Source organism: Flavobacterium enshiense, assembly GCF_040750275.1.
Taxonomy (GTDB): domain Bacteria; phylum Bacteroidota; class Bacteroidia; order Flavobacteriales; family Flavobacteriaceae; genus Flavobacterium; species Flavobacterium enshiense_B.
Genome location: NZ_JBDOCV010000004.1, coordinates 109,317 through 122,111, shown reverse-complemented (window position 1 = coordinate 122,111; position 12,795 = coordinate 109,317). Strand labels below are relative to the sequence as shown.

Annotated in this window: 14 protein-coding genes; 10 read left to right on the top strand and 4 right to left on the bottom strand. The window is 36.2% G+C overall.

From position 1 onward, the window contains the following. Positions 1–66 precede the first annotated feature (66 nt). Entirely contained in the window at positions 67–849 is a 783-nt protein-coding gene (locus ABGT15_RS07145) for a class I SAM-dependent methyltransferase (protein ID WP_367230748.1), read from the bottom strand. Between the two features lie 158 nt (positions 850–1,007). Between ABGT15_RS07145 and ABGT15_RS07140 the strand changes: the two genes are divergently transcribed. Genes ABGT15_RS07140 through ABGT15_RS07110 form a run of 7 tightly spaced genes read left to right on the top strand, consistent with a single transcriptional unit; the run spans position 1,008 to position 7,629 of the window. Continuing rightward, a complete protein-coding gene (locus ABGT15_RS07140) occupies positions 1,008–2,138 on the top strand; it encodes a glycosyltransferase family 4 protein (protein ID WP_367230747.1) in 1,131 nt (376 codons plus the stop codon). After that, a complete protein-coding gene (locus ABGT15_RS07135; protein WP_367230746.1) occupies positions 2,131–3,096 on the top strand; it encodes a GDP-mannose 4,6-dehydratase in 966 nt (321 codons plus the stop codon). Before ABGT15_RS07140 ends, ABGT15_RS07135 begins: the two co-directional genes overlap by 8 nt. Positions 3,097–3,107: 11 nt before the next feature. Further along, complete coding sequence (gmd, locus tag ABGT15_RS07130; RefSeq protein ID WP_367230745.1) at positions 3,108–4,196, top strand: GDP-mannose 4,6-dehydratase; 1,089 nt, start codon at positions 3,108–3,110, stop codon at positions 4,194–4,196. Continuing rightward, entirely contained in the window at positions 4,196–5,125 is a 930-nt protein-coding gene (gene fcl / locus ABGT15_RS07125; protein WP_367230744.1) for a GDP-L-fucose synthase, read from the top strand. The genes gmd and fcl overlap by 1 nt, the downstream gene beginning before the upstream one ends. Continuing rightward, complete coding sequence (locus ABGT15_RS07120; RefSeq protein WP_367230743.1) at positions 5,118–5,939, top strand: glycosyltransferase family 2 protein; 822 nt, start codon at positions 5,118–5,120, stop codon at positions 5,937–5,939. Before fcl ends, ABGT15_RS07120 begins: the two co-directional genes overlap by 8 nt. A 1-nt stretch (position 5,940) precedes the next feature. Next, on the top strand, positions 5,941–6,834 hold the full coding sequence (locus ABGT15_RS07115) for a hypothetical protein (RefSeq protein WP_367230742.1): 894 nt from the start codon (positions 5,941–5,943) through the stop codon (positions 6,832–6,834). Positions 6,835–6,837: 3 nt separating this feature from the next. Beyond that, entirely contained in the window at positions 6,838–7,629 is a 792-nt protein-coding gene (locus ABGT15_RS07110) for a glycosyltransferase family 2 protein (RefSeq protein WP_367230741.1), read from the top strand. Between the two features lies 1 nt (position 7,630). On the opposite strand, the gene ABGT15_RS07105 is transcribed toward ABGT15_RS07110, so the two are convergent. Further along, the gene (locus tag ABGT15_RS07105) at positions 7,631–8,383 is read right to left on the bottom strand and encodes a glycosyltransferase family 2 protein (RefSeq protein WP_367230740.1); all 753 of its coding nucleotides are present in this window, start codon (positions 8,381–8,383) and stop codon (positions 7,631–7,633) included. Positions 8,384–8,460: 77 nt separating this feature from the next. Here ABGT15_RS07105 and ABGT15_RS07100 point away from each other — a divergent pair, with 77 nt between their 5' ends. Further along, the gene (locus ABGT15_RS07100; RefSeq protein ID WP_367230739.1) at positions 8,461–9,168 is read left to right on the top strand and encodes a polysaccharide deacetylase family protein; all 708 of its coding nucleotides are present in this window, start codon (positions 8,461–8,463) and stop codon (positions 9,166–9,168) included. Here the strand turns inward: ABGT15_RS07100 and ABGT15_RS07095 are convergent. After that, positions 9,160–9,897 (bottom strand): glycosyltransferase family 2 protein, encoded by a 738-nt coding sequence (locus ABGT15_RS07095; RefSeq protein ID WP_367230738.1) that lies wholly within the window; start codon positions 9,895–9,897, stop codon positions 9,160–9,162. The genes ABGT15_RS07100 and ABGT15_RS07095 overlap by 9 nt on opposite strands. 54 nt (positions 9,898–9,951) lie before the next feature. Between ABGT15_RS07095 and ABGT15_RS07090 the strand changes: the two genes are divergently transcribed. Beyond that, positions 9,952–10,770 carry a glycosyltransferase family 2 protein gene (locus tag ABGT15_RS07090; RefSeq protein ID WP_367230737.1) on the top strand — a complete coding sequence of 273 codons (819 nt, stop codon included), beginning with the start codon at positions 9,952–9,954 and terminating at the stop codon, positions 10,768–10,770. Positions 10,771–10,860: 90 nt separating this feature from the next. Here the strand turns inward: ABGT15_RS07090 and ABGT15_RS07085 are convergent, their stop codons facing one another. Further along, positions 10,861–11,922, bottom strand: coding sequence for a glycosyltransferase family 9 protein (locus ABGT15_RS07085; protein WP_367230736.1), 1,062 nt, complete (start codon positions 11,920–11,922; stop codon positions 10,861–10,863). A 64-nt stretch (positions 11,923–11,986) separates the two neighbouring features. On the opposite strand from ABGT15_RS07085, the gene ABGT15_RS07080 reads away from it, so the two are divergent. Further along, the gene (locus tag ABGT15_RS07080; protein ID WP_367230735.1) at positions 11,987–12,745 is read left to right on the top strand and encodes a lipopolysaccharide kinase InaA family protein; all 759 of its coding nucleotides are present in this window, start codon (positions 11,987–11,989) and stop codon (positions 12,743–12,745) included. Positions 12,746–12,795 lie beyond the last annotated feature (50 nt).

The window sequence follows — 12,795 nt, the reverse complement described above, 5'->3', positions numbered from 1 at the left end:
AAATGAATGGTATTAAAGTTTATTTGCGTTTTACTTCCATTCAGTGCGGTAATCGCTTTTCAGAATTTATTTTTTATTCAGTAAATTTTTAATGTACTGATAATCTTTACCGGTAAGCGATTCACGTCGTACTTTCTTTTCAAATATTTTCGATAAGAAGCTTTTCGATGATTTGGTTTTAAAGTTCGATAGTTTTTTATTCGTGAAAATATGAATGTTACCGTTTCTGCGATAATAATTTTTATTAAATCTTTTAGCTAAAACTTCCATCGCTTCTTTAGAATAAAAAGCAATATGTTGCCCGGTTTCCTGTGTAATGTACCACCAGTTTTCAATCTGGTTGTTATTTTCCGGTAATATTTCGGTTGAGAAAATGGCGGTGTCTGCATAGTTCAGCATTTCCCCGATTTCCTGAATAGGGTTGTTTAGATGTTCTAAAACTTCAAAACCAGTTACGATGTCAAATTTTTTAATATCAGTATCGGTAATGTCAAAGTGTGTGGCAAAAATGTTTTCGCAATAGGTGTCCTGACGATAAAAATCATAACCGATATCGCGCATTATTCGTACAAAAACACCATAACCTCCCGCATAATCCAAATAGACTTTGGATTCAGGGAAATAAGTGTCTATAATGTTTTTGACTTCATTTTTCAGAATGTTATTTCGATCCAATAAACCAATGTCTAAGTCTGTAATGGCGCTGCTGTAGGCTTCATTTAACCAGATGGGTTCGTCAGTTTGAACAAAGTTGCATGCGGTACATTTGTAATAATTGGAAGGGTATTTTTGGAGTACAATTTTGTCGAATATCTTTTCGGACGGGTTATTACATATTTTACAATTCATAAAAAAACGCGATTAAGTTTTCTTTTTCAAAAGTAGTTAAAATATACGAACTCTTGTGACTTTAGCTTTTCAAAACAGATTCTCTGGAGATAAATCAAATAAATAATTAAATTTGTATCGTAAAATCGCGTAATCTTACACTATAATACTACAAAAAATTGATAAAAATAATTTTAGACCCTCAAACCTTTAACGAACAGAAATTTGGGGGGATTTCAAGATATTACACGGAACTGTATCTGGCATATTTAAGAGATATGAATGTAGATATGGATTGTCCGATTGTATTCTCAGATAACCTGCATTTGAAGGAAGCAGGATTGTTCCATAACGCTTTTGCGGCTTTTATTACTTCGGGTTTTTTACCAAAATTTATCAATAAAAAAATTTTAAAATACTACAGAAAAACCAACCAAAGGGAGACATTGAACTTGTTGAAAAAACAGGATTTTGATCTTTTTGTGCCGACCTATTTCAATCCGTATTTTTTGGAGGCAATCGGAAACAAACCTTTTGTACTGACGGTTTATGACATGATTCATGAAAAACTGCCGCAATATTTCGGTAGAGATCGTGAAACTGCCGATTACAAAAAACTCCTTATGGAAAAAGCCACAAGGATTATTGCTATTTCCGAAAGCACCAAACGGGATATTCTTGAAATTTATCCGCATATTGACAGTTCAAAAATTGATGTCGTTTACTTGTCACACAGTATTGATACCAACACCAATGCGGATATTGAACTTCCTAAAAAATATGTGTTGTTCGTAGGAAATAGAAGTGGTTATAAGAACTTCAATTTTTTTATGGAAGCTGTTTCTCCTCTACTGAAAAAGGATAAAGATCTTTTTGTAGTTTGTGCCGGAGGAAATAAGTTCTCAAAGAACGATAAAAAATTAATAGAGGAGTTAGGTGTTGAAAATCAGCTTATTCAGCGTAATTTTGAAGATAACGAACTGGTGTCGTATTACAAAAATGCCCAGTGTTTTGTTTTTCCGTCTGAGTATGAGGGATTTGGTATTCCGGTTTTAGAATCGATGGCTTGTGGCTGTCCGATTGTATTGGCACATCACAGTTCGTTTCCGGAAGTAGCGGGTGATGCGGGTGTATACTTTGAATTGAATGATACCAACGATTTGAAAGATAAAATAGAAAATCTTTTAAAAGATGCGAATCTGAGAAAGGTTTATGCTGAAAAAGGAATTGCCCAGGCAGCAAAATTTAATTGGAACACTACGGCTGAAAATTGCCTAAGTGTTTATAAAAAAGCAATAAGCAATGGGTAAAACCGCGGTGATTTCGGGAATTTCCGGGCAAGATGGTGCTTATCTGGCAAAATTGCTGCTTGATAAAGGTTATCGGGTAATCGGCCTTTTAAGAGGGAATACTGATGTTGATAAACTGAAAGGGTTGGTATATTTAGGGATAAAAGACAAAATAGAATTCCATGTTACCGATTTGCTGGATATCACTCAGGTAGAAAATCTTTTTATTTTGTTTCTTCCAGATGAGTTTTATAATCTTGCAGCTCAGAGTTCTGTTTATATTTCTTTTAAAGAGCCGATACAAACGTTTCAGTTTAATACGATCAGTGTTTTTAACTTGTTGGAAACCATTAAGAAAAAACATCCGGGCGTTAAGTTTTATCAGGCCAGCAGCAGTGAAATGTACGGAAAAGTTAATAACTTGCCAATTACAGAAAACAGTGTGTTGCATCCATTAAGTCCGTATGCTATTTCCAAAGCTGCGGCACATTTTACCTGTATTCATTACAGGGAAAGTTACGGTTTGCACATTAGTTGCGGTGTATTGTTTAATCATGAATCGTATTTAAGGCAAGAGCATTTTTTTGTAAAAAAAGTTATAAGAGAGAGTATAAAAATAAGCAGAGGAGAACAGGAATTTATGTATGTAGGAAATCTGGATGTTAAAAGAGATTTCGGTTATGCACCCAAATATGTGGAAGCCATGTATCTTATGCTGCAAAAAAACGAGCCGTCAGATTATCTGATTTGTTCGGGTAAATCAGTATCCTTGAGAGATATTGTTTATTATGTTTTTGAAAAACTGAATATAGACAAATCGGCCTGTAAAATCAGTGATGAATTATACCGACCGGCAGACATTGAAGATATCTACGGAAATAATACCAAAGCAAAATCAACGCTGAATTGGGATTACAATTTATCCGTTTCAGATGTTTTAGATTTATTAATAGAAGAAGAATTGAAAAACCTTATATAAGCAAACAGAATATGAAAGTAGCATTAATTACAGGGATAACAGGACAAGACGGAGCCTATTTGGCAGAATTATTATTGTCGAAAGGCTATATGGTTCACGGTATAAAGCGTAGAAGTTCTTTGTTCAATACCCAAAGAATTGATCACATTTATGAAGATCCGCATATTCAGAATCAACACTTCAGATTACATTATGGTGATTTGAGTGATTCAACCAATTTAATACGAATCATTCAGGAAACCCAACCGGATGAAATCTACAATTTGGGAGCGATGAGCCACGTAAAAGTGAGTTTCGATACACCGGAATATACGGCTAATGCAGATGGAATCGGAACCCTTCGTATTTTAGAAGCGGTACGTTTGTTGGGCTTAACCAAGAAAACTAAAATTTATCAGGCATCCACTTCCGAACTTTACGGTTTGGTGCAGGAAGTTCCTCAAAAAGAAACCACACCATTTTATCCGCGTTCTCCTTATGCCGTAGCAAAAATGTATGCGTATTGGATTACCGTAAACTACCGTGAAGCCTATGATATTTTTGCATGTAACGGGATTTTGTTTAATCACGAAAGTCCTTTGCGTGGTGAAACATTCGTAACCCGTAAAATTACCAGAGGTATCGCACAAATGGCTATGGGAATGCAGGATGTTTTGTATATGGGTAATATCGATGCACAACGCGACTGGGGTCATGCCAAAGACTATGTTGAAGCGATGTGGTTGATTTTGCAACAAGATACAGCAGAAGATTTCGTTATTTCTACAGGCGTTACAACACGAGTTCGTGATTTCATTAGAATGGCATTCAGAGAAGTAGGGGTTGAATTGGAATTCAAAGGCGAAGGTGTTGATGAAGTTGGTGTAGTTGTTTCTTCTTCAAATCCTGAATATGCTTTTAAAATAGGCCAGGAAGTGATTAAAATCGATCCGACCTATTTCCGTCCGACTGAAGTAGATTTGTTAATCGGTGACAATACCAAAGCAAAAACCAAATTGGGTTGGACACCTAAATATACTTTGGAAATGTTAGTGAAAGAAATGATGGAAGCAGATGTGGCTCTTTTCAAAAAAGAGAAATTTTACAAGGAAAACAGGTAATGGAATTACAGTCTAAAATATTTGTTGCAGGACATCGCGGGATGGTAGGTAGTGCTATTGTGGCCAATTTGCAAAGCAAAGGGTTTACCAATATCATAACCCGCACGTCTTCGGAATTAAACTTAACCGATCAAAAAGCAGTAGCCGATTTCTTCGCCTCTGAAAAGCCGGAATATGTTTTTTTAGCTGCAGCAAAAGTTGGCGGAATCGTAGCTAATAATACATACAGAGCCGATTTTATCTACGAAAACATGATGATTCAGAATAACGTCATTCATCAAAGTTATGTAAACGGCGTTACGAAACTGATGTTTTTAGGATCTTCCTGTATTTATCCGAAATTGGCACCGCAACCGTTAAAAGAAGATTATTTGTTAACAGGTCTTTTAGAAGAAACCAATGAGCCTTATGCCATAGCCAAAATCGCAGGGATTAAAATGTGTGATGCTTACAGAGACCAATATGGCTGTAATTTTATATCGGTAATGCCAACGAACCTTTATGGGTTTAATGATAATTACGATTTGCAGAATTCCCATGTCCTGCCGGCTTTGTTGCGTAAATTTCATGAGGCTAAAGTCAACGGCGTACATCAGGTGGAAGTTTGGGGAACGGGAACACCGTTACGAGAGTTTTTGCACGCTTCCGATATGGCCGATGCCTGCGTTTACCTAATGCAGACTTACGATGAAAAGGGTTTTGTAAACATTGGTACAGGTACGGAAATATCTATTAAAGACCTTGCTTTTTTAGTTAAAGAAATAGTAGGTTTTGCAGGAGAAATAGTGTTTGATATCACCAAGCCGGACGGTACCCCGAGAAAATTAATGGATGTTAGCAAACTAACGGGTTTAGGCTGGAAATACAGTATTGAGTTTAGAGACGGTATCGAAAAAGTTTACAAAGATAAATTCCTTCAGCATGCCTAAAATAGCCATTATAACCATTAATTATAATGATAAAACCGGTTTAGAGAAAACCATTAAAAGCGTTATAGGCCAAACGTTTACCGATTATGAATTCCTGGTAATAGACGGTGGCAGTAATGATGGCAGCAAGGAAGTAATTGCACAATATGCATCCAATATTCATTATTGGGTAAGTGAAAAAGATTCAGGAGTTTACAACGCTCAAAATAAAGGAATAAAAGCTTCCAACAGTGAGTTTGTAATCTTTATGAATGCGGGTGATGTTTTTGAGGATGCTAAGGTTTTGGAAGTGGTCGCACCACAGTTAACCTCCGATTACGATATTTGTTACGGAAACAATTATAAAGTGAAGGAAAACGGTTCCAAAAGGCTGAAAACGTATCCGGAACGACTTGATTTTTCGTTTTTTTATACCAGTACGTTAAACCATCAGTCAACGTTTATTCGTAAATCGTTATTTGATACTTATTTTTATTATACGGAAAATTTCAAAATCGCCTCGGATTGGGAATTTTTTATCTACACCATCTGTAAGGAAAATGTTCCGTATAAGTATTTGAATGTCACTATTTGTCAATACGATTTTACAGGAATGTCTTCTACCGGTAAGTATGAGGAATATGCCCGAATTGAAAGAGAACAGGTGCTTCAAAAGTATTTCACGCTTTTTACGGAAGATTATAAACGATTGAATACGGTTACCTCCAAAAGGGTAAGCCAGTTTTTACATTTACAGCAATTCGGAATGCCCTGGAAGCTGTTAAAAGGATTCATGTCACTGCTTTTGTTGTTTGTGCCTAAAATGAAAAAATAGTATGAAGAAAATTCATGTAGGATTTCTGTTGTCTTATGATTATGAACTTTTAAAAAAGTCAATTCCGCCGGTTTATAAAGCAGCGGATGCTATTTTTTTAGCGTTGGACGAACAGCAGCGTACCTGGAAAGGGAATAAATTCGAGATTAACGATTCTTTTTTTGAATGGCTGAAAAGTATCGATGTTGATAATAAAATTCAAATTTACCGCGATAATTTTTATGTTCCCGAATTGAACGCTATTCAGAACGATACCCGTGAACGCCACATGCTGGGAATGAAAATGGGATTGGGGAATTGGATTGTTCAGGTTGATTCTGATGAAATTATTATTGATTTTGAAGGTTTTGTACAGAAATTGAGAAAGTTTGACAGTTATTTGACCAATCCAAAGAGTCATCCGATTCAGTTTGCCGGTTTTCACATCAATGTTTACAAATATCTGGAAGAAGGATTGTTGTATGTGAATCAACCCTCAAAGTTTTTGTTGGCTACCAACTATCCGAATTTTAAATACGCAAAAAATACAAAATCCAGAATCGTTTACCTGCCCACATATGTTTTACACGAAGGTTTGGCCAGAACGGAGGAAGAATTAAAAATGAAATTGGTTAACTGGGGACACAGCCACGAAATCAATACTACTTTTTTGGAAAAATGGCAAAAGGCAAACAAAGACAACTATAAAGAAATAAGAGATGTTTTTTATTTAGATCCGGAAACCTGGCCGGAATTAGGCTATTTTCCGACTACAAATCTTGAGGAACTGAAAAGAATTGTTTCCAACGATGCCAATCTGAAAATACCGGCTCATAAGTTGTTCTTTAGAAACTTTGGACAGTGGTTCAAGCATTTGTTCAAAAAGACCAAAAACCATTTCGAACCTTATTTTTAAACGATGAAAGCGGCACTTTTAATTTCAACATACAATTGGCCTAAAGCCTTGGGTCTAGTCCTGAAAAGCGTGGAAAATCAAACCGTTTTGCCGCATGAAATCTTAATTGCCGACGATGGTTCTACCCAGGAAACAAAACAGCTGATAGCCACCTTTAAAGAGAATAAGCAATTAAATATAAAGCACTTCTGGCAGGAAGATAAAGGTTTTAGAAAATCCAGAATTTTAAATCAGGCGGTAGCCGGTTCCGAATCAAATTATATTATTCAGGTAGATGGTGATTGTATCATGCATAAAAACTTCGTGAAGGATCATCTGGAAGCGATGGAGAAAAATGTGTATTTATATGGTGCCAGGGTGAATATTCTTCCTGAAGCGGTTACGTCAGTTTTAGAAAAGAAACTTGTCTCGTTTAATTATTTCTCAAAAGAGATTAAAAATAAATCCCGTTCGTTGCACATTCCATTTATGGCGAAACTTTATAAAGTACATCGTAACTATTCGGATAAATTTCGTGGTTGCAATGTGTCGTTCTGGAAGCAGGATTTTATCGATGTTAATGGCTACAACGAAGATTATGAAGGCTGGGGACGTGAAGACTCCGACTTAGTCATCCGAATGGGCAATAAAGGCGTTTTTGCCAAAAGATTGCGTTATGCCGGTATTGTTTATCATATTCATCACAAAATCAATTCGAGAGCCAATTTCGAAAAGAATGACGAAATGCAGCATCAAACCATCAAAAATAAAGTTGTTTGGGTTGAAAACGGCGTTGATAAGTATTTAAAACAGTAAATTACTCGATTTTACGGTACATCATCCACAATTGCAGATAACGTTTAAAAACTGAAAAAGCGTGAACATAGGCTAAGATAAAGCCTTCTTTTCCGTCAAGGAATCCCAATCGATAAATGTATTGCCACAAAAACCGGTACTTAGGACGGAAGAAAAAATGATAGGCGTTTGGCCTTTTGTTTTTAAGATACAGCGTTTCCGCTTGGAGTTTACTGTACAGGTTCAGTTTGTTGTTATAATTGTCGAAATTTCGGTAGCTGTAATGATTTACACGTTCCTTCAGGTATCCAACTTTCCCTATGGCAGTAACCCTTTCGTGTACTAAGCCGTTATAATGGCAATGTTTTTTATTAAAAACCCTAATGGCTTTGTCAGATTGCCATCCTCCGTATTTAATGTGCTTGCCTAAAAAATGAAAGTTTCGTTTTACGTAAAAAGCCACGCAGTCCGTTTCGGAACTGGTTACGGAAATAATTTCCCCTTCCAGTTTTGGGGTAACAATTTCGTCTAAATCGAAAAATACAATCCAATCGTTTTTTGCCTGAGAAATGGCGAAATTTCGTTGGTTGGAAAAATTGTCAAAAGCACGCTGTAATACCTTAACGCCTAGGCTTTCTGCAATTTCAACCGTTTTGTCTGTGCTGAAAGAATCCACAAAAATAATTTCATCTGCAAAAGACAAACTTTCAACATACTGTTTTACGTTCTCTTCTTCGTTTAGGGTAATTGCTAATGCAGTAATTTTCGGTTTCAAATTATTTTGGCTTCTATTGATAGGTATACGGACAAAAATAATAATTTTACCGATATTTACTACTATAAATTATTGAAATGGAACGTTTACCGATTTTAATGTATCACAATGTGGCTGAAGGTAATCAGAGTGCAGGAGGATTAACCATTTCCGAGCATCTTTTGGAACGTCATTTCCGCTACCTTTCAGAAAACAAGTATGTAACATTTCATTTGCAGGAGTTGGAGCATAAAACGGAACTTCCAAAGAAAAGTGTAGTAATTACTTTTGATGATGTAACGGTAAATCAGCAGTTTGCAGTAGCATTGTTGCAGAAATACAATTTAAAGGCTACTTTTTTTATTCCTTTTGCCTACGTGGGAAAAACCGATCAATGGAATAACGGTGAGGAAACAATTATGTCTTATGATGATTTAAAAAGCCTTCCTCCGAATATTGAATTGGGTTATCATTCTTTTGCACATCGTAAATATGCTGCTTTATCGGAAACCGAAATTAATCAGGACTTCCAACAATGTTTCGAACAGATTCGTGAAAATGGTTTAAGCATGCATCAGTCTGTAGCGTATCCTTACGGTAATTATCCGAAAAAAGAACCGGCTAAATCACAGTTTCAGGAAGTTTTAAAAAGAAATGGAATACAAATGGGCTTGCGAATCGGCAATGCGGTAAACAAATTTCCGTTTAAAGATCCTTACGAAATCAAGCGCATTGATATTAAAGGTGAAGATAACCTGTTGCGATTCCGGATAAAACTTCGTTTCGGGAAGCTGAAACTATTTTAAACCCTTCTGAATCAGTAACATTTTGGCATAGCGCGAAAAGACACCGTATGCATTTACACTTGCCAATGCCAAACCAGGTACCCCATCCATAAAGCCCCGTTTCAAAATGTAAGAAGAAAAGAAACGGTAGAATGGTTTGAAAAACAAATGAAAATAAGTTACTTTTTTTCCTTTTTTTACAGCAGTATTGGCCTGAAACCAAGCGTAGGAATCTTTTTTCTGTAAAAGATGAAAAAGCCCTTTGTACGTGTAATGAATCATGAAATTTTTCAGTTGTCCTACAGAACCTTCCACATGAAGTTTCTCATGAACATCTCCCGTAAAACGAATGCTGTTGTTTTTTACCAGACGAAGTACGCGATCCACTTTATGATACAAAAAACGATTCATGTAAAAATGCGGAAAACAAATTTTATACCCCGAATGTTCGGCTTTTTTAATAGTCGTTAAAATTTCAAATTTCAGTTTTTGAGTAACGCGTTCATCCGCATCCAAAAATAACACCCAATCACCCTTTGCCGAAGCTATGGCGTGGTTTTTCTGACTGGAAAAATTGTCGAATTTCCGTTGAAGAACCTTACAGCCTAAGGCTTGTGCTTTTTCATAAGTACCATCATTACTGAACGAATCAATTACGATAATCTCGTTGGCAAAATCTACAGATTTAACAGCATCTTCGATATAATCTATTTCGTTGTAAGTAGGGATAATTACGGAAAGCGTACTCATTATTTCGTTTTAGTGAAAACAAATTTAACAAAATTAGGTTACCTTTGCAGCATTATGCAAAAGAATATTTCTGTTGTTATCAGTACGTATAATTCACCCGAATGGCTTAAAAAAGTGATTTGGGGATATAATGCGCAAACCTACCGCAACTTCGAAATGGTAATTGCCGATGACGGCTCCCGTCAGGATACTTTTGATTTGATCGAACAGATGAAAAAAGAAGTATTCTATCCTATAATTCATGTATGGCATGAAGATAACGGTTTTCAGAAATCACAAATTCTGAATAAAGCGATTTTGGCCTGTACCACAGACTATATCATGATGTCCGATGGTGATTGTATTCCACGCCCGGATTTTGTGGAACAACATATTAAGTTTCGTGAAGAAGGTTACTTTTTGTCCGGAGGTTATCACAAACTTCCGATGGATTTATCGAAAAGTATTACGGAAGAAGATATTTATTCCGGTAAATGTTTTGAAATCGATTGGTTGAAAAAAAACGGAATGAAAACTTCTTTCAAGAACAATAAAGTTGATGCTGTAGGCTTGAAGAGTTGGTTTCTTAATTTGCTGACTCCCACAACACCAAGTTGGAACGGACACAATGCTTCGGGCTGGAAGAAAGATATTATGGCGATCAACGGATTTGACGAGCGCATGCAGTATGGAGGTCAAGACCGCGAATTAGGCGAGCGATTGGTGAATTTTGGTATTAAGCCCAAACAGATTCGTTACAGCACGGTTTGCCTGCATTTAGATCATCCAAGAGGTTATGCTACACCGGAATCCATCAATAAGAATAAAAACATCCGAAAGGAAACCAAGGAGCTAAAGAAAAAGTGGACCGATTTCGGGATTGTGAAAAACTAGTCCCTTAAAAAGTCTTAAAATACATCGACCGCAGATTCTCAGATTAAAAAAATATAATAAACTGCGAATCTGCGGTTTTTTTTTAGGTAGTTATAAATTGTTTTTAAGAAATTTATCCAATTCAGGAACAATCAATTCCGGCGTGAGTTGTTTGTAAAGTTCGTCCGGATTGGCTTCGATTTTTTTGCGTTCTTCGAAAGTGAAACTGTCAAATAAATCCGGTTTCATCTCCAGTAAATGAACAGAATGGTGAAATTTTCCGTCCTCAAAACTGGCCCAATGATCTTTGTTTACATACGGTGAGAAAATGGTAAACGTTGGCTTGTTTAAGGCTTTGGCAATATGCACTGTCCCGCCTTCGTTAGCTACTAAAGCATCACATTGGTGCATTAGTTTGATGAAATCGCGGATACTTGGTGCATAAATGTCCAGAATGATGTTTTCCTTCTTTTTACACATTTCGTAGATTTTCATCGCTTCCTCTTTCTGGTGCGGAGCATAATTGAAAAGTAGGTTTACATCATAATGTTCTGCAATGAAATCACACATTTGCGCCACATATTCGTAAGGCATGGATTTTTGCGGTGTGCTTCCCAAAACACCAAGAACAATTACTTTTTTAGTAGCGTATTTGCCTAGCCAGTTTTCTTTTTTTTCCGCTTCGGATAAAAAGATTTTCGGTTCATAATTAACCGGATCGAAATTACCGGCTTGGTTGAGAAGATGAATACGGTCTTCGATGGCTTTTCCGCAGTTTTTAGTTTTCTCTTTTGAGATTTCCACCGGATGAGTGTAATACCCCCAATTGCCAAACTTCTTACGGCTTTTGTGTCCGATAGTTTGTTTAGCTCCCGAAAATTTACAGATTAACCGGCTTTGCGTTTTGGAATACGGATCGAAGATGATGTCGTATTTTTCCTTTCGGATCTGACGAATCAGTTTTAGTAATACTGGGAGTTTTTTCAGTTCTTTATCGTTGATGGAGATGATTTTATCAATATTCGGATTGTTTATGATTACCCCGTGTGTGAAATCATAAGCTAGGAAATGTACTTCACTGTCCGGGTATTTTGCCTTGAAATTGTTAGCAATCACGGAACTGATTAAAACATCGCCTATGCGTTTGTTCTGGATGATTAAAATCTTCTTCATACAACTAATTCTTGGTGCAAAGTACTATTTTTTATACTTTTAAACCAAAATATTATTCAACGCTGTGCGAATTATCACCCATCCAAAATACAAAGAAAGTGAAAAGGCTTTGCTTCAATTGGTTAACGCTTTTTTCAGTGAAGGTAATCTTATTGTAAAAGGTTCCCGAAACACTATTAAATCCAATGTTTTGGGTGAGGAAAAGGTAAATATCAAATACTTTAAGAGGCCGGGTGCGTTAAAATCCGTTATTTATTCGTTTTTCAGAAGTACCAAAGCCAAGCGTTCGTTTAATTATGCGAATTATCTTTTAAAGCATAACATTCCAACACCGTTTCCGATTGCTTATATGGAAGAACGCAGCGGTTTAGGATTGTTAGGAGATAGTTATTATGTGAGTCAGCAGATTGATTACGATTTTACCATTCGTGAGTTAATTCACGATCCTTTGTTTCCCGATCGAAATAGTATTTTAGAACAATTTGCAGCATTTACCTTCAAGATGCATCAGGCAAATGTGAATTTCTTAGACCATTCACCAGGCAATACCTTGATAATTAAAAGAGATGCAGGGCGATATGATTTTTATCTGATCGATTTGAACCGAATGAAGTTTGAAAACCTTTCCGTTGAAGCTCGAATGGATAATTTCAAGAAAATGTGGCTTTCCAAAACGATGGTGAAAGTAATCGCGAAGAAATATGCCGAATTAAGTGGTCAGCCGGAAGAAAAACTTCATAAAATCCTTTTAGAAAAAACACTGGATTTCAAGCGGAAAATTACCAAAAAGAAATGGTTGAAACGCAAACTGAAACGTAAATAAAATGAAAAACTCCAAATAATTACATTTGGAGTTTTTTGTATCTAAATACT

Coding starts and splice junctions, on each gene's coding strand:
- ABGT15_RS07145 (WP_367230748.1), bottom strand. CDS start 849: ATGAATTGTAAAATATGTAATAACCCGTCCGAAAAGATATTCGACAAA.
- ABGT15_RS07135 (WP_367230746.1), top strand. CDS start 2,131: ATGGGTAAAACCGCGGTGATTTCGGGAATTTCCGGGCAAGATGGTGCT.
- gmd (WP_367230745.1), top strand. CDS start 3,108: ATGAAAGTAGCATTAATTACAGGGATAACAGGACAAGACGGAGCCTAT.
- fcl (WP_367230744.1), top strand. CDS start 4,196: ATGGAATTACAGTCTAAAATATTTGTTGCAGGACATCGCGGGATGGTA.
- ABGT15_RS07120 (WP_367230743.1), top strand. CDS start 5,118: ATGCCTAAAATAGCCATTATAACCATTAATTATAATGATAAAACCGGT.
- ABGT15_RS07115 (WP_367230742.1), top strand. CDS start 5,941: ATGAAGAAAATTCATGTAGGATTTCTGTTGTCTTATGATTATGAACTT.
- ABGT15_RS07110 (WP_367230741.1), top strand. CDS start 6,838: ATGAAAGCGGCACTTTTAATTTCAACATACAATTGGCCTAAAGCCTTG.
- ABGT15_RS07100 (WP_367230739.1), top strand. CDS start 8,461: ATGGAACGTTTACCGATTTTAATGTATCACAATGTGGCTGAAGGTAAT.
- ABGT15_RS07095 (WP_367230738.1), bottom strand. CDS start 9,897: ATGAGTACGCTTTCCGTAATTATCCCTACTTACAACGAAATAGATTAT.
- ABGT15_RS07090 (WP_367230737.1), top strand. CDS start 9,952: ATGCAAAAGAATATTTCTGTTGTTATCAGTACGTATAATTCACCCGAA.
- ABGT15_RS07085 (WP_367230736.1), bottom strand. CDS start 11,922: ATGAAGAAGATTTTAATCATCCAGAACAAACGCATAGGCGATGTTTTA.